This window comes from Sulfurimonas sp. (genome assembly GCF_041583195.1).
Taxonomy (GTDB): Bacteria; Campylobacterota; Campylobacteria; order Campylobacterales; family Sulfurimonadaceae; genus Sulfurimonas.
The window spans coordinates 78822-100134 of sequence record NZ_JBFHGL010000009.1; the positions used below are offsets into that span (position 1 = coordinate 78822).

Genomic DNA, 21313 nt, shown 5'->3' on the forward strand with positions numbered 1-21313 from the left:
CAATTTAATCTACTATAATTCTTGTAAATAGCTATATAATAAGAAAATACAATGAATACTGATGAACAACTTTTAAGAATTATTTCAAAAGAAACACTAGAAGCTGTAGACTCTATGTCAATAGTTACACCTTCTGTATATACAAGCGTTTTTAACGAAAAAGCAAAGTCTCATCATTTAGATATCTCAGAAGAAGTAAAAATCTCTCAGGAAATTTTAGATATAGAATGTAGAAATCTAATCGAGATGAGAGAAAACAACAGTAAAAATGCCATCAAACTAAGTGCCTCTACATCAAAAGCTATCGATGCAATTAAACAAAAAGACGAAAAAAGTTTGGGTAAGGTTTTAGAAGAAACAGAGCAACTTAAACGTGAAATAGAAAGTCTGAGAGAGATCGCTTATAAAGATGAGCTAACAGGTGCTTACAACAGAAAATGGTTAAGAGATCATTACCTTCACCAAGATGATGATAACTTTACTTCAGGCGGTACGATAGTAATTATAGATATAAATGCATTTAAAGATATTAATGACACTCATGGACATGCCGTAGGTGACAAAGTACTTATATTTATTGCAAACAACCTTAAAAAAACAAAAGGTGACGTTATAAGATACGGAGGAGATGAATTTTTAATATTTTTTGATGAACAAACAGAACTCAAAGATGTTTTTTCAAGAATAACCAAAATCAATGACTTTGTAACAAACAAAAGATTAAAAGCAAAAGACGGTGAGTTTAAAGTTAGTTTTTCAATCGGTATATCTCAATTTAAAATAGATGATGTTTTTTCAAATATTTTAGAAGATGCAGATAAAAAAATGTATGAAAACAAAGAGGAGATGAAAAGACTTAATTATTAATGTCTAATTATATTTCACATGAAAAGTCTACAATAGAGCCTTTTATTGTATTTCTGCCGGCATCTTTAGCCTCATATAAAAACTCATCTGCTACTTTATAAATAAAGTCAAAATCTATGATGTTATACTTTTTAATTACAGATACACCAAAAGATGCAGTAACAAACTTATGAGGGTTTTTAGCATGGACTATTTTCAACTCTTCAATATCTTTACGAATTTTTTCAATATAGTTGAATATATTCTCCTCAGAATCTGAAACTAAAAAACCAGAGAACTCTTCTCCGCCTAATCTAAAAACATTGTCGATCCCTCTGCGCAGATTTTTCTTTAAAACAGCTCCAATTTCAATCAAGACCTGATCACCCTTATGATGACCGTAGTTGTCGTTATACTCTTTAAAATAATCCAAATCTAAAATAAAAAAAGCGAAATATTTTTCACTGCTTTTTGCCATTTCAAAAGTTGATTGAAATATGCTGTTTAACTCTCTTCTGTTGTAAAGACCTGTTAAATGATCAGTAATTGAAATTTGATGTAACTGTTCAAGATACTCTTTTTCTTTACTTCTTGTTTCCTCTAGCGCTATATATGATTTTTCAAAACTTTGTTCAATTAGATAAAGAACATAAACAAGTATCAAACTTGCAAATATTAAACGGATAAAACTGACACTTGTCCAATGTCCATCCTGCCAAACATTTATGCCGCTATAAGCCATACTAAAGAATATAAGATAAAACACTGCACTGTATAATGTACCTTTTTTACTTCCGTTTAAAAGTATAGCCGTTATTGGAAGAAATATTGTCCATATAAAAGTAAAGTCCTTACCCTCTTGAAAATACACCAACAATAGTAAAAAAATAAAAATATTTGCAGTAACTATATTTGAAACAAGTTCTATAGTACCTGTCTTTCTTAGGTGATAAAATGCATACGCTACAATTAAAAATGATATAAAATTTAAAATAGACACAAAGTAGTTGTTTAAAACAAACATGTTTAAAACAGAAAATAATCCAAAACCAACTATAGTAGCCAGTAAAATGATATAAAGAAGAACCATTTTTCTATAAATAGGCTCGTAGGTTTTAACATCTATATTTGCCAATAAAAGGTTTGTTAGATTATATTTCTTCATAGGATATATTTTATCATAATATTTCATAACTTAACTCAAAGCGAGTATCTAAGCTAGAGCTCACCTACTTTTAGATATAATCGCGAAATTTTAATAACATAATTAAGGCTAAAAGAATATGTCAAACGGCTACAACCCACAAGAGATAGAAAATAGATATTACAAAATTTGGGAAGATAGAAAATACTTCGAGATTGATGGAAATAAAGAGATTCAAAAAGAGAACAAAAATTTCGCAATCATGATGCCACCACCTAATGTAACAGGCCGTCTGCACATCGGTCATGCACTAACATTTACACTACAGGACATCATCACTCGTTATAAACGTATGGACGGGTATAAAACTCTATGGCAGCCTGGAACTGACCATGCAGGTATCGCTACTCAAAACGTTGTTGAAAAACAACTTTTAGCTGAAGGCACTACAAAAGAAGAGATTGGTCGTGAAGCATTTTTAGAGCGTGCATGGGCTTGGAAAGAAGAATCTGCTGGAATTATGACTGATCAGCTTCGTAAAATGGGTGTATCACCTGCTTGGGAGCGCGAGCGTTTTACTATGGATGAGGGTCTTCAAAAATCAGTTAAAGAAGCATTTGTTCACCTATATAACAAAGGTCTTATTGTTCGTGGGAACTATATGGTTAACTGGTGTACACACGATGGTGCATTAAGTGATATCGAAGTTGAACACGAAGATACTGACGGTAAGTTTTACCACATCATCTATCCGTTTGCCGATGGAAGCGGTCATGTTGAAGTAGCTACAACAAGACCTGAGACATATTTTGGTGATACTGCTGTTATGGTTCACCCTGAAGATGAGCGCTATAAAGCTCTAATCGGTAAAAAAATCAAACTGCCGTTACTTGATCGTGAAGTAAGCATAATCGCTGATGAACATGTTGATATGGAATTTGGAACTGGTGTTGTTAAGGTTACACCTGCGCATGACCAAAACGACTACGAAGTTGGAAAGCGTCACGACTTAGAGTTTATAACTGTATTTGATGAAAAAGGTATTCTAAACGACTATGCAGGTGAGTTTAAAGGTTTAGAACGTCTTGAAGCACGTGATGTAATTGTAAAACGCCTTGAAGAAGAAGGTTTTATGGTTAAAATAGAAGATCATAAACACCAAGTAGGACACTGTTACAGATGTAAAAACGTAGTTGAGCCTTACATCTCTAAACAATGGTTTGTAAGAAATGAAGTAGCTGACAGTTCTATCAAAAAGACAAACAACGGTGAAGCAAAATTCTTCCCACCACACTGGATCAACTCATACAACTCTTGGATGGGTGATCTTCGTGACTGGTGTATATCTCGTCAGCTTTGGTGGGGACACCAAATTCCGGTATTTTACTGTGATGATTGTGATCATGAGTGGGCTTCTCTAGAAGACTCAGAAGATGTATGTCCAAAATGTGCATCTAAAAATGTACGCCAAGATCCTGACGTGCTTGATACTTGGTTCTCATCAGCTCTATGGCCTTTCTCAACTCTTGGATGGGGTAACGGCGATACTGAGATGGACAAACTGTTTAAATCAGAAGATCTAAAAGAGTTTTATCCAAATGCTCTTTTAATTACAGGTTTTGACATCCTTTTCTTCTGGGTTGCCAGAATGATGATGATGGGTGAATCTTTTATGGGTGAACTCCCATTTAACCACATCTATCTACACGCACTAGTACGTGATGAGAATGGTCAGAAGATGTCTAAATCTAAGGGTAACGTAATTGATCCTCTTGATATGGTTAATAAATACTCGGCTGATATCTTACGTTTTACACTTGCAATTTCAGCAGCTCAGGGTCGTGATATCCGTATGAGTGAAGAAAAGCTTCAACTAAATCGTAACTTTACAAACAAGCTTTACAATGCAAGTAAATACCTTCAGATGAATGTTGACACTTTCCCTGATTTAGCAGGACTATGTTTAAAAACAGACCTTGGTAAGTATATGGCATCTCGTCTTAACCAAGCTACAAAAGAGGTTCGTGAAGCATTAGATGAGTACAAATTTAACGATGCAGCTACAGTTATCTATAGATTTATCTGGAATGAATTCTGTGACTGGGGAATTGAGCTTTCTAAAGCTGATAAAGGTGCCATTGTAGAACTTGGTGCTGTATTTAAAGAGTCTATGAAACTTCTTCACCCATTTATGCCGTTTGTTACAGAGTACCTTTACCACGAGTTAAGCGGAACAAACTTAGATAGTGACGAATCTATAATGATCAAAGAGTACCCTTACAAAACTAAAAGACGTAAAGAGGAAGATAAGTTCGAGATCATTATGGATGCGATCGTATCGATCCGTCGTGCAAAAGTTTTAGTAGATATGGCTAACCAGAAAATAGACAAAGCTTATGTAAAAGTTGATGGCATGAGCGATGAAGATAAAGAGACTATGAAGCCGTTTATAATGAAACTTGCTAAAGTTGAAAAAGAACTAATCTTCACAGATAGCAAAATTGAAGATGCGGTAAGTGACATTGCAGATAAATGTGAGACTTTTATACCGACTGATTCTATCGACTTAACACCGATCATCAACAAACTGACTAAACAAAACGAGAAGTTAGATAAAGAGATTGGAAAACTTAGCGGTATGCTAAATAATGAAAAATTCGTAGCCAATGCTCCAGAAGATGTACTAGCTAAGAATCGTGAACAATTAGCTGATGCAGAAGCTAAAAAAGCAAAAGTAGAGGAACAACTAAACTCTCTTCAAGCTTAATGAGATTTAGCCTCTTTCATTAAACCTTTTCCCTTTTGTGAAAGGAATGGGAATATATGAAGCTCAAAGATCATCTCTTTGGCTTCTTTTATTGAGTCCTTCGTTACTTCACCTCTTGTCGAAGCAAAAATTTGCCAGTATGCAGATATGAACCAATGCATTTTCGCTCTCATATTTAACTGCTCAGCAGATATACCCTCTAAAATTTCTTGAGAGATCAGATATTTTAAAAGACCTTCAATCTGCAAAATTCTTTTTTCCTGATTTTTTGCAAACATGGACTTTAATTCTGGATCCAGTGCCATAAGTAAAGCTGAATCTCTCATTAAAAACCTATAATCCCAAAACATATCACCATATTTGTCAAACATCTCTGAGAGCTCTTTTAATGGGTTCTCACTTATCAGTATTTGCTCAAAACTATTAAAAGATTCAAAACGTGCCGACATATCGGAATATATATCTCTTATGATCTCCTCTTTATTTTTATAGTGGTAATAAAGATTACCGCTTGATATACCGGCTTCTTTTGCAATATGATTTGTGGTGATCGAGATTGTTTCTTTTGTATTGAAAAGCTCTATAGCGGCATTTTTTATTTTCTCTTTTGTAAGTGAGCGTTTTTTATTTTGCATATAAAATTATATCGTATCTAGAGTATTAATTCTACAAATATTCTATTTTTTAGAGTAATTACTCTATTTTTAAGTATTTTTTTATATTTTTTAACTTAATATGTTTATATATTTTAAGTAAGGATACTTATGGAACTTCAAAAAGCAGGCAGCGGATTACCAAATATTGAACGTCTTTTTATTAAAAATATACTTGTACCACTTACAAGTAATATATTCACTTGGAATAGTGCACTATATATGTATAAAAAGGAAATACAAAAGATTACAAAACTGATCATCTCTTTAGAAGATAAAGCTCTGCAACAAAAGACCATTATAGATAGGACATTTGCTATTGAAGATCACAGCAGGCAATTTTCTGTAAATATGGTTTTAGAGCATCTTACAATTACAGGTTATGGGATTATGAGTGTTATAGATACACTATCAAAAGAGAAGGAATTTGAAAAAGAGATAACTGTTGAAGGGGTTAAGCCATTTGAAAATAAACAAAACTCTCTAAAAGATCTTCTTGCATTTTCACATAAGTATGAAAATTTCATAAACAATCTTTCTAAAGAACAATCAATTGCTACAAAGAAACATCCTTGGTTTATTGAATTTAATAATTTCCAATGGAGTGTTTTTATGTTTATGCACACCTTTATCCATAGAAGACAGATAAAAGCTATTGTTGCTCAATTAGAAAGGGAAAAGATTGTATAAAGATACTGTTAATAGTTCTCGTATTTTCTATTTTTAACGTCTTCTTTTATTTCAGCCAGCTTCTCTTCTAGAATAGCTACTAATATCTCTGCAGCATTTTGATCATCTGCTTCAGGGACATTCCAGTCCGTTATTTTTAGGTTTGACTTAAATAATAGCTCCAGCTCTCCCCTAATCTCATCTACACGGTTTGCCAGATCTTTTTGTGTTGCACTCTCTTGCATTTTTCAACCTTTGTATTGATTTTACTAATATAACCATTTTATCATAGACAAGCTAATCTTCATAACTAATTAGATATAATTCCAAAATTTTTAAATACCCTGCTTTAAAAGGTAAAAACTTGTTTGATATAAGAAAATATGACACATCAAATGTAAAAAACGACATATTATCAGGTCTTGTTGTTGCAGTAGCACTAGTTCCTGAAGCTATAGCGTTTAGCTTTATTGCTGAAGTTAGCCCTATAGTTGGACTTTATACTGCTTTTATACTAGGTCTGATTACTGCACTTATCGGTGGTAAACCTGGTATGATCTCAGGTGCTACAGGAGCTGTAGCTGTAGTTTTAGTCGGGCTTAGTCTTGAGGCAAATACAATGCTAAAAGCTACAGGGCTCGAAGGTGAAGCATTAGCAATGGGAGTGCTTCATTATATACTTTTAGCTACTATTTTAGCAGGGCTTATACAAATAACAATCGGTGCACTTAAACTAGGTAAGTTCATCCGTCTTGTTCCGCAACCTGCAATGTATGGTTTTGTAAACGGTTTAGCTATTGTTATAGCATCTGCTCAGTTTAAGTTCTTTGAAGGTCAAGGGAGCATGATGTATGTACTTGTTTTTGTAACGATGCTTATTATGTACTTCTTACCTAAGTTCACAAAAGCGGTACCATCTGGTCTTGTAGCAATTGTTCTTATTACTCTAGCTGTTTATTTTACAGGTACAAATACTCTTTTAGTAGGTCAACTAACGGACTTAAGCAAATTTGCTGGACAACTGCCATCTTTCATCTTTCCAGAACATATATTTAATATAGATGCTATTTTTATGGTTTTACCTTATGCAGTTATAGTAGCACTAGTAGGTCTTATTGAGTCACTTCTTACACTTAGTGTTTTAGATGAGATGAGTGAAACTAGAGGTAGTGCAAATAAAGAGTGTATAGCTCAAGGTACAGGTAATGTTACGTGTGGTATGTTTGGCGGTATGGCTGGATGTGCAATGATTGGTCAGAGTATTATCAACTATACTTCAGGCGGTCTTGGACGTCTCTCATCATTTACGGCAGCTGTGGGGCTATTAATACTTGTAGTATCTCTGACAGACATATTAAACATTATTCCTGTTGCGGTTTTAGTTGGAATTATGTTTATGGTTAGTATTGGAACATTTGAATGGTCAAGCTTCTCTCATATAAAACATATGCCAAGGAGCGATGCTTTTGTAATGGTAATTGTTACAGTTATTACTGTAGTAGAAGATCTTGCAGTAGCCGTAATTGCTGGTGTAATTATCTCTGCACTTGTATTTGCATGGAAGCACGCTAGGATCTATGCAAAAAGTAATGTAGAAGCTGATGGAACAAAAGTGTACGAGCTTGATGGTCCACTGTTCTTTGGTAGTGCTACAACGTTTGGAGACAACTTTGATGTACCAAATGACCCTCCAAAAGTTGTTATCAACTTCAAAAATGCAAGGGTTATGGATAGTTCAGGTGTAGAAGCGATTGATGCTCTAACCAAAAAATACCAAGATGCAGGTAAAAACCTACTACTTCGTCATCTAAGTAAAGACTGTAAAGCTATTTTAAAACAAGCGGGCCCACACTGTTCATACGAAGTAGACGATCCAACTTACAAAGTTGCTTATAACTATTAAGATAATTTTAGAAAAAAGGTAGCCATTCGGCTACCAAAAAGAAAGATATTTTTTATTTATTTGCTAAACCATTTAACGTAGCAATAATCTCATCCATTTTATCACTAACATTATTTATCTCATCAGAAACATCATTAATCTCTTTTGCATTAGCATTTAATGCCATAGAACTATCGGAGATAGACTGAATCAATACGTTTGTTGTAGCTGAAGTCTCAGCAAGAGATTTTTGTGTACGTTCAGCAAGCTTTCTAACTTCATCGGCAACTACCGCAAATCCACGACCGTGTTCACCGGCACGTGCAGCTTCAATAGCAGCATTTAATGCAAGTAAGTTTGTTTGGTCTGCTATATCACCTATAGTAGCTAATATCTCTTTAGTTTCATTTGCATTACTAACTAATGTTTGAAGATTATCAACCAGTTCATTTTCACTATCAGACACACCATATACCCTATCAACCGTATGATTAACCATATCTTTTAACTCTATAATAGTAGTATTTGTAATCTCATCAATAGTTGCATTTAACTCATTTGAAGTCTCAAGTATATGATTTTTACTTTGTTCATTTTGCTGTTCCATATTTTGCAGAGCTTCACCTAATGAGTTAATATTACTTAAAAGTTCAGCCATTTTAGCTTCAACTTTCACTTCACTTCTAGCGCCAAAATCACCTTCAGCAAACCTTTTTAGTGTAGCTATTGCATTATCTAAATTTCCCTCTGCAGAGTCCATTAAGTTATTCATGGAATTTCTTAGAGCATGTACATAAGGAGTCTTACTGTCTGCAACAACTCTACAACTCATATGACCTTTTGAAACCTTATCTGCAAGAAGAGTCATTTCACCTGCAACACGAGTATCTGATAAAACTGCTTCTTGATAAGTCATCACTATTTTATTGAAGTTTTTTTCAGATTCATTTGTCGTTTCTTTATTTAACGAAATTTTATTTCTCTTAAACTCCATTAATTCGATTAACTCGATTCTTTTTTGATCAATATAAGCCAATGAATCACTTCCACTTTGGTTATATAAAACTACAACTAATATAAAAGTCATAATAAGTAAAACTGCAGGTACTATGTTTGATTCCATTAAAAACATGGAAACAAGAGTAATGGTAAATAATAAAGTGATTATTATATTTTTTTGAAAGTTACTCATCGGCTTTCTAACTCATTGTCTTATACAGTGATTCTGCATCTTCAATCTCTTCTTTTGAAGGCTTCCTTCTGCATGACATATAAGTTGTTTCACCTGTATGCGGATCTTTCATAGGATATACGGTTGCAAACACCCAGTAAAAATCACCACTTTTAGTTTTGTTTTTTACGTAACCTGTCCACACTTTGCCCTGATTAACCACATCCCAAAGACTTTTAAATGCATCTTTTGGCATATCGGGGTGTCTTACAATACTATGAGGTTTTCCTATCAATTCACTTATAGTGTAGTCTGCTATTTTGCAAAAATCATCATTTGCAAATATTATCTTTCCTCTAGCATCTGTTTGAGATACTAAAAAATCGTCACTTTTAAGTACATATTCTGCCATATCTTATCCCCTTATTAATCCATTAGTCTGAAGTACCATTTGAAATTAAATTCATCAATAGTACCTTCTAACATCTTAATCGAATCTTTATAAGATAATATTATGCCTAAAATTGTGATAAAAATATCACAAAAAGTGACTATTTTTTAACCACGATAAATGATTCCGGCTTTTTAGGTTTATATTTTGGCATGCTCTGACCTATACTAGAGTTTATATAAGTTGGATCAGCTAATACAAATTTTTTAGAACCTGCTTTTACATAATCACCATCCATTGGGATATAAAGTGCAGTTGCCATATGGTCTTTATATTTTACACCAACTACGTTTACTCCAAAAAGTTTTTTAACAAGTTTTGAGAAAAGCACCGCTCTATCTTCACAGTCAGACTTATCATAATAAAGTGTTTCCTGTGCGAACATAACTTTTTCACGTCCAAATTGTTGATTATCCATTTCGTACTTAAACGATTTTTGCACAAAATGAAGCACAAAATTTAAAGCTTCACTCATCTTCTTTCCATCAACATGTTTTTTGATAGCTTCAGCTAACTGAGCAAACGTAGCATCTTCTAAAGGTGCATTGAAAAAAGTTTCATAATCAGCTTGAGGATAAGTACCCATAAAATCAATCAAATTTTTATTGTAGTTTATTGAGACTTTAAATTCATCTCCTAAACCTTTAAAGCCTAACTCTTTTGACTTTAAATTTTCTGCCAAACTTGGAAGTTTGTCTAGTGATAAGTCTAGAGGTTTATCACTTCCAGGATAATTTTGTTCATAAGAATATAATCTACCTACACTCCCTTTAGCATAGTTTGATACTACATAGAATTTGTTTTTACCAAAACTATAGTTTGGAGTCGAGTATATTATTTTGTCTGCAAAATGCAGAAGAACAACATGTTTATTAGCTAAACCTACCTTAACTGCATAACCTAATTTATTAAATATAAACCATGCAAGTAGCTTTGAATTATCGTTATCTGAATAAACTTTTTTTGATAACTCATTTACTAATAGATATACCCCCCAGTCATTTAAACTCAACTCTTTTTGAAGTTCTTGTACATCTTCAATTAAGCCTTTGTACTCACTAGAAGCTACTTTATCAAAATAGTTTGCAATACCTGTTTGATTTGTAGGATAAAAGTTCGCATCTTTTAAACCTTGTGAAATATTAAAACCTACAGATGTACCAAAAAAATCAAAGTTAATATCTTTTTTTACAACTTCTACAGGCTTTTCAACTTCAGGAGTCGGAATTACAATAACCTTTTCAATGATTTTTTCTTTTGGCTGCTCAATAGTTTTTTCAACAACCTTAGGTTTTGGTTGAATTACAGGTTTTGGTTCAACTTTTGGCATAGGCATTGGTTGAACTTTTTTTACAACCTTAGGAACTTTAATATGAACAAGAGGACCGACTTTTTCAATCTCTTTTGGTTTTGCAGCGGGAATTTTTTCAGGCTTTGGTTCTTCATAAACCTTTACACCTTTATGAGCGTTATATGCTTTCCATTGTGCTTTTAAAAACTTGTTAAAAGCTACGTCTCTTTCATCTTTATATTTTTTAAAACTTTCAGCTTGAGAACGTTTAAAGTCCTCAAATGAACCAGCACTTAAAAGTGATGAACTTAGTGCTAGTGTTAAACTAAAAAGGCCAAACTGCTTGAATAATTTGTGTACCCCATCCTTGTTCTGTTGCACGATCTATATCCCCCTCTGTTTTATATAATATTTTTGCATCACTAATCTGTGAAGAATTAATGTTGTTATATTGGTCAATATCATATGGACGAATAACTCCGCTGATTTGAATAATCTGCTTCTGATCATCTACAAGTATCTCTCTTTTTCCAGATATAAAATAGTTTCCGTTTTTCATAACTTTTACTATTCTCGCAGATATTGTAGTGTTAAAAGACGCATCTTTTGTAGCACTACCGCTACCTTGAAAAGCATTCTCAGATGTAGATGTAAAACCGACATCGGCCAAGTTGTTCATTTTTCCTATGTATTTATTAACTTTTCCGCTTGTACTGGTGTTTGTTGCAAAAAGACCACCACCTAAGCCTGTACTGTCATTTTTACTTAAATCTTTAGAACCACTGCTAGAAGCCGCAGCTGCTTCAGATATTTCCACTGTTACTATATCGTTCACATGCATAGCCTTATGATCTGAAAACAAAGGGTTATCACCTTGACCAAAAATACTGCCTGTAGATATAAAGTCCTGTTTGTCCTCTTTTGGAGGCATTTGTTCTACGTATTTTGGTGGTTCAAAATCTATCTCTGGTTTCATTAAATCAGCTGTACATCCGTTCAAAAAAAGTATAGCATAAATTGGTATCAAAATCGTTAAAAATTGTCTGATCATATTTTTTCTTTACCTGTCTTATTATTTAGATATAATTCCTAGCAACTTTAGTTCCAAAGGATTTCAATGAGTTTAAGAGAAAAAATCAACCAAGATTTAAAAGAGGCCATGAAAGCAAAAGATGTAAAAAAAAGAGATGCTCTACGTCTTCTAACATCAGCATTTAAACAAATAGAAGTAGATGAAAGAAAAGAATTAACTGATGATGATGTAATAAAAATTATACAAAAACAGGTAAAAAGCAGAAATGACTCTATAGAACAATATCAAAAAGCTGATCGCCAAGATCTGGTAGATAAAGAGCAAAGTGAAATAGATGTATATGAAATTTATCTTCCAAAACAACTTAGTGATGAAGAGTTAGAGGGTGCATTAAAAACTATCATTGCAAATGTCGGAGCCCAAAGTATGAAAGATATGGGTAAAGTGATGGGAACTGCTTCAAAAGAATTAGCCGGAAAGGCTGATGGTAAACGTATTAACGAGTGCGTTAAAAGTTTGTTAGCTTAGGCTAACCAAACTTTAACTTTCTTAAAGCTTCCTCTTCATTTTCTTGACGCATTAAAGACTCACCAACCAAGAAAGCATCAACTCCTGCTTTTGATAAATCTTCAAGCTGACCATGTTCATAAATACCACTCTCAGCTACAATAATTTTACCATTAGGAATAAGTGGAATTAGTTCATAGCTTAAATTCATATTCATCTCAAAAGTTTGAAGATTTCTATGGTTTATTCCTATAATATCACTTCCTGCATATATAGCTTTGACCAAGTCTGTTTTATCATGAACCTCAACTAAAGCCTCCATACCCAAGTGTCTTGCATAGTTTAAAAGCTCTTTTAACTCTCCCTTGCTAAGTGCTGCAGCTATTAATAAAATAAAATCAGCACCGTAAACTAAAGCTTCTAAAATCTGATATTTTGATACTATAAAGTCTTTTCTTAAAAGAGGGATACTTACATATCTTCTAATCCCTGCTAAATATTCCAGATCACCTTGAAAAAAGTGTGGTTCAGTTAAAACGGATATTGCGCTTGCTCCACCTTTTTCATAATTTTGTGCTATAGCTAAAGGATCAAAATCTTCACGAATAACACCTTTTGAAGGGGAAGCTTTTTTTACTTCTGAAATGATTCTATATGGATCTTCTTCTGTTGCTTTTAAATAAGGGATTACATCACGAGGTTGTCTTGCGTTAAATGCTAAAGATCGACCTAACCAATCAAGAGAGAACTCTTTTTCTCTTTTTTCTAAATCCTCTTTTGTCTTTTTAATAATATCGTCTAAAATCAATTTTTACCTTTCTTAGTTTTTAAACATCTCTTTATAGTTTTATAATGGTCTTGAACCTCTTTTTCGTCCCCGCCATCCATTTTTACAATTCTTTTCATAATTTTAAAAGCTTTTTTACATTCACCGAGTTTATAAAAACCCCATGCTTTGGAATCAAGATAAAAAACTGAATCCGGTTGTTCCTGCAAGGCTTTTTCAATATAGCCTAGTCCTGCTTTAACATCTATTGAATGATCTATCAAAAGATATCCCAAATAGTTAAAATAGAGTGCTTTTGGTTCAATTTGCACAACTTGTTTCAGCTTCTCTATTACACTTTTGTGCATATTTTTGTCTTCTTTATCTTTAGATGCCTCATACTCAAATATGGCACTTTGACCAAGATAAGAAATTTCCGCAGTTTTATCGTAAAGCTTTTGTGCTAAAGGTGCGGCTTTAGCATAGTTTTTAACCTGCGTATACATCTGCAAAAGAAGTCTATCATCATTTTGATTCTCTTCTAAAAAAGCTATTAAATTTATGTAATCTTTTGTATAACCATATATCTGAACTATTTTTTGTGCGACCTGTTCACTTTTATCTATCTCATACAGCTTCAAATATACTCTTAGCAAAGCATCTATATCGTTTTCATTACTATAAATGCTAATAAGTCTAGTACAAATAATTTTAGAACAACCGTGAACTTTGGCATGAGTTTCAAGATGCGCAATAGCATCTTTTTTTCGCTCTAGATTTACATAAAGAATAATCGCAATTTTATCTAAAATTTTCTCATTATAATCTTTAGCGTATGCACCTTCTAAATATTTCAGTGCAGTATCGTATTTTGATAGTTTTACATATATATCGCTTACAAGTATATAGTCGTTTATATTTTGTGACTTATCTACCAGTATAAGGGCTATCTCTTTAGCCTCTTCCAATTTAGACATATTTATTAAAGCCAGAATTTTTATACGGACTAAATAAAAATCATCAAAACTTTCATCAAGTTCCTCATCAACTCTTTTAATAACTCTTTCAAATTTTTTCTGATGTAGATCGTTTTGAAGCGATCTGTAAAGGTACTCTTTTTTTGATGAATGTTCATAAAGCTCGTTAAAAGCACTGGATGCTGCTTCATAGCTTTTTACCTGCTCAGCCCTAAGTGCCATCATTATAAGTATATCTTCCTCTTCAAAAACCTTTTCACTCGGATTTATGACCTGTGGAGATACACCAAAACATCCACTAAAGAAAATTAACATTACTAAAGAGAATAAAACTTTATACATCTGATATACCCGGACATTCATCTTTTAATTCATCAACTCTGTTTTTAAAATAATCCCAAAACGGAAAAGTTCTGCACTGTGTAGGTCTTGCTTCGTAAATACCGCAGCCGTTTATCTCAGAATCATAAAAAATACACTCATGCTCTTCACCTACAACTCTCTCTTTTATAGAGTATTTATAACCTTTTTTAAAAAGATATGTCTCTACAAGTTCTCTCATATCAATATCTAAATACTCACATATTGCAGTAGCTTCTGTTTTAGTTACATAAATATAACCGCTCTCGCCTCTACAGCATCTAGCTTTACACTCACTGCAAGCGTTTGGGTTAAAAGTAAAATTGAATCCCTCTTTTTTTATAACTGACATTTTAAACTTTCTGTACCCGCTTTTTTATATATCTCTTTTGCTTTGTCTGAAAACTCGTCACCCTCAAAACTTATAAAAGGTTCATGAACCTTCATGAGAGCGTTTGAGCCATTTCTTGCATGCACTAGAACAATAGATGCAGCCCTGTCTATTTTTGGGTGTACAAACTGTACGTCTACTACTCTCATTTTAACTTTTGCAAGCTCTGCACATATCTCACCAAAATGCAAAGCATCATAACAAAATATGAAATGTGACTTTGGTTTTAGAACTTGTGATACCTTTTTAAAAAACTTATCTAAAGGTAGATTGATATTATAGCGAGCATTAAATAACATTTCGTTATCACTCTTTGTACTTTTATGATGATAAAATGGTGGATTGGAAATTATATAATCATATTTTTTCTCAAATTTGTACTCAACAAAATCACCATGGTAAAGTTTATAGTCTATATTGTTCTCCAGTGCATTTTTTTTTGCATACTTTAAGAACTCTTCTTGTTTCTCTATAGCTTCTAATTTTATCTTATTATTATCTTTTGCACATAACAATCCAACTATCCCGCTACCAGCACCTACATCAAGCATATCACCCTTGGGGTTAAACGAATCTATAAAATCATACAAAAATACAGAATCGCTGTTAAAACAGTATCCTGATTCAGGCTGATATAGAACCATTTAATCTCCTCTTTGATATAATTGTGCAATTATATCCAAAGGCTATTAAAAATGATAATTATTCCTGCACGTCTTGCATCTACAAGATTTCCACAAAAGGTTTTAGCAGATATCGGAGGACTTCCAATGGTGGTTCGTACAGCAAAAAGAGTCGAGCATTTAGACCGTGTCGTAGTAGCAGCTGATGATGAGAAAATAATCGCTGTTTGTAAAGAATACGGGATTGAAGCAAAACTAACATCAACTACTCATAAAAGCGGTACTGATCGTATAAATGAGTGTGCAAATATAGCAGGTGTAGCAGACGATGAACTCATCATTAATGTTCAAGCAGATGAACCTTTTATAGAACCTGAAGTTGTAGAATCTTTAATTACAAGGCTAAAATCTCTTCAAAAAAACAAAGAAGATTTTGTAATGGGAAGTTGTTACAATGCCATAAATGCTGAAGCTGCAGAAGATCCAAACCTTGTAAAAGTTGTACTTGACGATGCTGATAATGCTATCTATTTTTCACGTTCACTTATACCATATAACCGCGGTGGCGGAGCTACATATTTTGGACATATCGGTATATACGGTTTTAGTAAAAAAAGTTTACACGACTTTTGTAATCTAAGCGATGCACCTATAGAAGATATAGAAAAACTTGAGCAGCTTCGTGCTATTTACCACGGTAAAAAAATATCTATGGTAAAAGTTGCTTCTACAGGATTTGGAATTGATACTGAAGAGGACCTTGAACGTGCAATAGAGATATTTTTATAATATCTCTATTTTTTATGTACAAATACACCGTCTATTTTAGTGGTATTAAAAATAGGTACAATTCTACTCATATGCTCAGCATCCCCTAATAAAATAAATCCATTATCATTGAGGATTTCATAAAAGTTCATAGCCATAGCTTTTCTAGAGATCTCATCAAAATGTACTAACATATTCCTTGAGAGAATAAGGTCAAATTTTCCAAGTTCAACTATCTCATCTTTATCAAACAGATTAAGTGTTTTAAAATCTACATATTTTTTTAGATTTTCATCTACTTTATACCCATCTGTAATTTTTGTAAAATAACTCGTACGCACATCTGCAGGCAAAAGTTCCATAGACTTATCGTTATACACTCCGTTATAAGCTTTTTGGATTATATCTGAATTTATATCAGCACCGATAATTTCAATTTTTCTATCTTTTAGAATATCAGATTTTTCAAGTATATATATAAGTATTGAATAAACCTCTTCACCACTTGAACATGGTGCTGAGAGTATTCGAATAGGTTTTGATTTTGGAACTATCTTATCTAGTTCTGGCAATATATATTTAACTAAAATTTCAAACTGCTCTTTTTCACGGTAAAAGTATGTATCATTATTTGTAATTAAATTGATTAGTTTTTGAAACTCAATTCCATTTTCATCATCAAAACGGAGTTTAAAAAAATAATCTTTAAAATCTTTAATATGATCATTTAATTTTTTATAAGATGTTTTATAATCTATAGAGATACCTGTTTTTCTATAAATAAACTCTTTAATTTTTTCAAAGTTGTCAATAGAGAAATGCTGATTCATGATTTTAGTTTATCGAGGGGTCTACGAGGATAAAAAGCCTGAAAATCAGGCTTTTATTTTTAGAAAATAAATTATATATTATCTCTAATTTTTAAGCTCTCAACTAATTTAGTATAAGCTTCTTTATCCGTTTTCTTGAAATATTTCATTAAACGACGACGTTGACCAACTAATTTTAGTAAACCAAGTCTTGATGAGTGATCTTTTTTGAATGTTTTTAAGTGTTCAGTTAATTCTGCAATTCTTGTTGTTAAAAGTGCAATTTGAACTTCACTTGAACCTGTATCGTTCTCTGAACGACCATACTTTGCGATAATCTCTTGTTTTTTCGCCGAATCTAAAGCCATAATAGCCTCCTGAATGGTAATAAATTTTTAACTATTTGCATATATACAAAAGTTGAAGCGAAATTATAGCTAAAATTTTTGTATATTGATAGTAATTTCAACTTCTTTAGATATAATTTACAAAAATATACTTTAAAAAGATATAAGATGTTAATTACAAAAGCTAGTGAATACGCAATTCTATCACTTATAGTACTGTCAAAACAAGATACACCTCAAGATAGTGAAACTCTCTCTCGTGAGCTTAGTATCCCTAAAAGTTTTTTAGCAAAGATTCTTCAATCTTTAGCAAAAGAAGGCATTTTGGTTTCATACCGTGGTGCAAACGGTGGTTTTGCACTAGCTAAAAAAACAAGTGAAATAGATATGTTAAGTATTATGAATGCAGTAGAGAGTAAATCTCCTGCAGTATTTGACTGTGCGCCTTCACAAAGTAGCTGCCCTTCTGATAAAGCCAATGTGTGTTCTATATGGCCTTTTTTAAATAAGCTTCAAGGTAAGATAGATAGTTTTTTATCTGAACTGACATTAGAAGATATTTTAGAGTAAGCATTTGGCAAAGAAACTAACTACCAGACAACAGATCGGTACTACTTTAAACTTTTTACTTGGTCAAAAAGATTTAAGTGTCGTACTTTTTGTAATGGCTATTTTAGCTATTATTATTGTTCCGCTTCCATCTGCGGCACTCGATTTTTTCCTGACAGTATCAATGTCTATAGCTGTTTTGATCATACTTATCTCTTTATATATAGACAAACCTACAGATCTAACCACGTTTCCGACACTAATACTTATAGTTACACTCTTTAGACTCGCACTAAATATTGCAACAACAAGGATGATTTTAAGTCATGGTCACGAAGGTCCTGAACAGGTGAGTAGTATCATTACAAGTTTTGGTAACTTTGTTGTCGGTGGAAATTTCGTTATCGGTATTATAGTTTTCTCAATCCTAGTGCTTATTAACTTTATGGTTATTACAAAAGGTTCAACAAGGGTTGCAGAGGTTGCTGCAAGATTCGTACTTGATTCAATGCCGGGTAAACAAATGGCGGTTGATGCCGACTTAAATGCCGGACTAATCGATGATGCAGAAGCAAAAAAACGTCGTGCCGAAATTCTTCAAGATGCTAACTTTTACGGGGCTATGGATGGGTCTAGTAAATTCGTAAAAGGTGACGCGGTTGCTGGTATTATCATTACTCTTATCAATATTATCGGTGGATTCCTAATAGGTGTTTTCCAACATGACATGACTGTTAGTGATTCTGCATCTACTTTTACACTTTTAACTATCGGTGATGGTTTAGTTGGTCAGATCCCGGCACTTATAGTTTCAACTGCTACAGGTATTATGATCACAAGAAGTTCTAGTGATGGCGATAATTTTGCAGAGGGGACGATCAACCAAATGATCGGAAATGCAAAAATACTTATGATCGTTGGTCTGATCATGATTTTATTTGCACTTGTACCTGGACTTCCAACTGCATCTATGGGACTTGTAGGTATACTATTTGCACTTTTAGGCTGGGCAATTTACAAATATGAAAGAGGTGAACTTAGTATACTTGACGTTGAGAAGTCTATTGGTAAAGGTTCAAAAGAGATGCAGCAAAAAGAGCAAGACGCTCTTAAACCTAAGAAAACTGCCGAAGAGATTGCAAAAGAGGAAGAAAATGCTCTTGAAGACATCTTAAAAGTTGAGATGCTCGAACTCACCCTTGGCTATCAGCTTATTCGTCTTGCAGATTCTAATCAAGGTGGCGATCTTCTAGAACGTATCCGTTCAATGAGACGAAAAATTGCATCTGACTTTGGCTTTTTAATGCCGCAAGTTCGTATACGTGATAACTTGCACCTTCAACCTCAAGAGTACCAAATACTGCTAAAAGGGGTTTCAATAGGTGATGGAACTATTCAACCAGATAAATTCTTAGCTATGGATAGTGGTATGGCTACAGGTGAAATTCAAGGTGATCCTACAAAAGAGCCTGCTTTTGGTCTAGATGCTTTATGGATTGATCCTAAAGATAAAGAAGATGCAATTATAAACGGTTATACTGTTGTTGATCCATCAACAGTAATATCTACTCATATGAGTGAACTTGTTAAGAAAAATGCAGAAGATCTTCTTACTCGTCAAGAGGTTCAAACACTTATTGACAAGATCAAAAATGACTTCCCTGTTATTGTTGATGATGTTCTAAAAGTTGCACCAATTGGTTTAATTCAACGTATTCTAAAATCATTATTACATGAGAAAATACCGCTTAAAGATATGCTTGGTATTTTAGAAACTATTGCCGATGTATCGGAATATACTAAAAATGTAGAGTTTATAACTGAACAAGTTCGCTCACGTCTATCTCGTACTATTACACAAATGTATTCTGGAGATGATGGAGTTATAAGACTACTCACATTTGACACATCAAGTGAGCAGATGATGCTTGAAAAATCTCATGAACAAGACGGTGTTAGAAACCTAATGTTAAATGTTGGTGAGATAAATGCACTTATTCAAGCTACCAGTGCAAAAGCTACTGAGCTTTTACAAAACGGCATATCTCCTGTGATCATCATAGTTGATCCTGCATTAAGAAAAGGTATATCTGAGATTTTTGAGAGATTTTCTTTAGATATCATTACACTATCACATGCTGAAATTGATTCAAATGCTACATTTGAAGTACTTGGTTCTATTTCAATAATACAACAACCTGAACAATAAGGAAAGATTTGAATAAAAAAATATTTTATCATTTATCGCATATAGATTTGGATGGCTACTCTTGTCAGCTGATTATGAAGTACACTCCGTATGAAATTAAAAACTACAATGCAAATTATGGTGCAGAAGTTAAGCAAAAACTGGAGATGATACTTGAAGCTATAAAAGAGAGTAATTCAGAAGCTTATATTCTTATAACTGACCTTAACCTAACTGTAGATGAGTCAAAATGGTTGGATAATCAAGTAAGTAAGCTCAATGAAGAAAATAAGGGTGTAACTCTTCAACTTTTAGATCATCATGGAACTGGTGAAGCAAGCTCACAAAAATATGACTGGTACTACTTAGATACTAAAAGATGTGCTACGAAAATAACTTACGATTTTGCAAGAGAAAATTACGAAATAGATGAACCGTCTTGGATGAAAAAATACGTAGATGTTGTAAATGCCGTTGATCTGTGGATAATGGAAGAGGAAGAAAACTTTGAGATGGGTAAAGTTTGTATGCGTCTTGTAACTGAGACGAGAGAGTTAAACCGTGTAATGTTTGCAGATCATGACAACAACTATAAAATCTCTTTACTTCATGATGCTGCAAAGTTCATTGATCATGAAAATGCACCAATTATTTTAGATGAAGAGATTCATAAACTTAAAAAAGGTTTCTTCAAAATAGATGCTGATGGTACACTTGATAATCTAGCTACTAAATATATTGTAAAACTTCTAGGTGAGCTAAAAAATACTCATACTATATACTACAAAGGCTACAAAGGTTTTTTAAGTTACGGACTTGGTAATACATCGATCATAGGTAACGGTTTTTTACTAAAGTACCCTGAATATGACTTTATTGTAGATGTAAGTTACCGTGGTACTATGAGTTTACGTGCAAACAATAAAGTAGATGTGTCTCAAATAGCTAAAGAGTGGGCTGATGGCGGTGGACACCCTAATGCATCAGGCGGAAGAATCATAGGATTTAAAGAGCAGTATAGATACGATAAAGTAAAACCTCAACTTCAAAGAATTATTGATGAAAAAGAGTCTGTAGCAGGAAAGTTAGAGTATAAACAAGAAGGAAAAAATTAATTAAAT

At 33.1% G+C, this 21313-nt stretch carries 22 protein-coding genes; 9 read left to right on the forward strand and 13 right to left on the reverse strand.

Going from position 1 to position 21313, the window contains the following annotated elements; genetic code table 11:
• The first annotated feature begins 51 nt into the window (after positions 1–51).
• On the forward strand, positions 52–867 hold the full coding sequence (locus tag ABZA65_RS09130; protein ID WP_373072882.1) for a diguanylate cyclase: 816 nt from the start codon (positions 52–54) through the stop codon (positions 865–867).
• Between the two features lie 7 nt (positions 868–874).
• Here the strand turns inward: ABZA65_RS09130 and ABZA65_RS09135 are convergent, their stop codons facing one another.
• Complete coding sequence (locus tag ABZA65_RS09135) at positions 875–2011, reverse strand: GGDEF domain-containing protein (protein ID WP_373072884.1); 1137 nt, start codon at positions 2009–2011, stop codon at positions 875–877.
• A gap of 118 nt (positions 2012–2129) precedes the next feature.
• Between ABZA65_RS09135 and ABZA65_RS09140 the strand changes: the two genes are divergently transcribed.
• A complete protein-coding gene (locus ABZA65_RS09140; protein ID WP_373072886.1) occupies positions 2130–4757 on the forward strand; it encodes a valine--tRNA ligase in 2628 nt (875 codons plus the stop codon).
• On the opposite strand, the gene ABZA65_RS09145 is transcribed toward ABZA65_RS09140, so the two are convergent.
• Positions 4754–5392, reverse strand: coding sequence for a TetR/AcrR family transcriptional regulator (locus ABZA65_RS09145; RefSeq protein WP_373072888.1), 639 nt, complete (start codon positions 5390–5392; stop codon positions 4754–4756). The two genes, ABZA65_RS09140 and ABZA65_RS09145, sit on opposite strands and share 4 nt — an antisense overlap.
• 129 nt (positions 5393–5521) lie before the next feature.
• Here ABZA65_RS09145 and ABZA65_RS09150 point away from each other — a divergent pair, with 129 nt between their 5' ends.
• Entirely contained in the window at positions 5522–6100 is a 579-nt protein-coding gene (locus tag ABZA65_RS09150) for a hypothetical protein (RefSeq protein ID WP_373072890.1), read from the forward strand.
• An 8-nt stretch (positions 6101–6108) separates the two neighbouring features.
• Here the strand turns inward: ABZA65_RS09150 and ABZA65_RS09155 are convergent, their stop codons facing one another.
• Positions 6109–6324 (reverse strand): hypothetical protein, encoded by a 216-nt coding sequence (locus ABZA65_RS09155; protein WP_373072892.1) that lies wholly within the window; start codon positions 6322–6324, stop codon positions 6109–6111.
• 119 nt (positions 6325–6443) lie between these two features.
• On the opposite strand from ABZA65_RS09155, the gene ABZA65_RS09160 reads away from it, so the two are divergent.
• Positions 6444–7982, forward strand: coding sequence for a SulP family inorganic anion transporter (locus tag ABZA65_RS09160; RefSeq protein ID WP_373072894.1), 1539 nt, complete (start codon positions 6444–6446; stop codon positions 7980–7982).
• A 52-nt stretch (positions 7983–8034) separates the two neighbouring features.
• Here ABZA65_RS09160 and ABZA65_RS09165 read toward each other — a convergent pair whose 3' ends face one another.
• The 4 genes from ABZA65_RS09165 to flgH form a co-directional block, all read right to left on the reverse strand.
• On the reverse strand, positions 8035–9153 hold the full coding sequence (locus tag ABZA65_RS09165; protein ID WP_373072896.1) for a methyl-accepting chemotaxis protein: 1119 nt from the start codon (positions 9151–9153) through the stop codon (positions 8035–8037).
• 7 nt (positions 9154–9160) lie between these two features.
• Positions 9161–9544: a PAS domain-containing protein gene (locus ABZA65_RS09170; protein ID WP_373072898.1), complete on the reverse strand. Its 384-nt coding sequence runs from the start codon at positions 9542–9544 to the stop codon at positions 9161–9163.
• A 139-nt stretch (positions 9545–9683) separates the two neighbouring features.
• Positions 9684–11255 (reverse strand): hypothetical protein, encoded by a 1572-nt coding sequence (locus tag ABZA65_RS09175; RefSeq protein ID WP_373072901.1) that lies wholly within the window; start codon positions 11253–11255, stop codon positions 9684–9686.
• Positions 11200–11925: a flagellar basal body L-ring protein FlgH gene (gene flgH / locus ABZA65_RS09180; protein WP_373072903.1), complete on the reverse strand. Its 726-nt coding sequence runs from the start codon at positions 11923–11925 to the stop codon at positions 11200–11202. The genes ABZA65_RS09175 and flgH overlap by 56 nt, the downstream gene beginning before the upstream one ends.
• Positions 11926–11991: 66 nt before the next feature.
• Here flgH and ABZA65_RS09185 point away from each other — a divergent pair, with 66 nt between their 5' ends.
• Complete coding sequence (locus tag ABZA65_RS09185) at positions 11992–12435, forward strand: GatB/YqeY domain-containing protein (RefSeq protein WP_373072905.1); 444 nt, start codon at positions 11992–11994, stop codon at positions 12433–12435.
• Between the two features lies 1 nt (position 12436).
• Here ABZA65_RS09185 and trpC read toward each other — a convergent pair whose 3' ends face one another.
• From trpC to ABZA65_RS09205, 4 genes are read right to left on the reverse strand one after another with little or no spacing between them, the layout of a single operon-like run.
• Positions 12437–13222: an indole-3-glycerol phosphate synthase TrpC gene (gene trpC, locus ABZA65_RS09190; protein ID WP_373072907.1), complete on the reverse strand. Its 786-nt coding sequence runs from the start codon at positions 13220–13222 to the stop codon at positions 12437–12439.
• Positions 13219–14499, reverse strand: coding sequence for a tetratricopeptide repeat protein (locus ABZA65_RS09195; protein ID WP_373072909.1), 1281 nt, complete (start codon positions 14497–14499; stop codon positions 13219–13221). Before ABZA65_RS09195 ends, trpC begins: the two co-directional genes overlap by 4 nt.
• Complete coding sequence (locus tag ABZA65_RS09200; RefSeq protein WP_373072910.1) at positions 14492–14869, reverse strand: YkgJ family cysteine cluster protein; 378 nt, start codon at positions 14867–14869, stop codon at positions 14492–14494. Before ABZA65_RS09200 ends, ABZA65_RS09195 begins: the two co-directional genes overlap by 8 nt.
• A complete protein-coding gene (locus tag ABZA65_RS09205) occupies positions 14857–15552 on the reverse strand; it encodes a tRNA1(Val) (adenine(37)-N6)-methyltransferase (RefSeq protein WP_373072912.1) in 696 nt (231 codons plus the stop codon). The genes ABZA65_RS09200 and ABZA65_RS09205 overlap by 13 nt, the downstream gene beginning before the upstream one ends.
• A 51-nt stretch (positions 15553–15603) precedes the next feature.
• Here ABZA65_RS09205 and kdsB point away from each other — a divergent pair, with 51 nt between their 5' ends.
• A complete protein-coding gene (gene kdsB / locus ABZA65_RS09210) occupies positions 15604–16320 on the forward strand; it encodes a 3-deoxy-manno-octulosonate cytidylyltransferase (RefSeq protein WP_373072914.1) in 717 nt (238 codons plus the stop codon).
• A 5-nt stretch (positions 16321–16325) separates the two neighbouring features.
• Here the strand turns inward: kdsB and ABZA65_RS09215 are convergent, their stop codons facing one another.
• A complete protein-coding gene (locus ABZA65_RS09215; protein ID WP_373072916.1) occupies positions 16326–17129 on the reverse strand; it encodes a protein-glutamate O-methyltransferase CheR in 804 nt (267 codons plus the stop codon).
• 71 nt (positions 17130–17200) lie between these two features.
• Positions 17201–17476: a 30S ribosomal protein S15 gene (gene rpsO, locus ABZA65_RS09220; protein WP_373072918.1), complete on the reverse strand. Its 276-nt coding sequence runs from the start codon at positions 17474–17476 to the stop codon at positions 17201–17203.
• A 147-nt stretch (positions 17477–17623) separates the two neighbouring features.
• Between rpsO and ABZA65_RS09225 the strand changes: the two genes are divergently transcribed.
• From ABZA65_RS09225 to ABZA65_RS09235, 3 genes are read left to right on the forward strand one after another with little or no spacing between them, the layout of a single operon-like run.
• Positions 17624–18025, forward strand: coding sequence for an Rrf2 family transcriptional regulator (locus ABZA65_RS09225; protein WP_373072920.1), 402 nt, complete (start codon positions 17624–17626; stop codon positions 18023–18025).
• A 4-nt stretch (positions 18026–18029) separates the two neighbouring features.
• Positions 18030–20213, forward strand: coding sequence for a flagellar biosynthesis protein FlhA (gene flhA / locus ABZA65_RS09230; RefSeq protein WP_373072922.1), 2184 nt, complete (start codon positions 18030–18032; stop codon positions 20211–20213).
• 8 nt (positions 20214–20221) lie between these two features.
• The gene (locus ABZA65_RS09235; protein ID WP_373072924.1) at positions 20222–21307 is read left to right on the forward strand and encodes a DHH family phosphoesterase; all 1086 of its coding nucleotides are present in this window, start codon (positions 20222–20224) and stop codon (positions 21305–21307) included.
• The last annotated feature ends 6 nt before the right edge of the window (positions 21308–21313 follow it).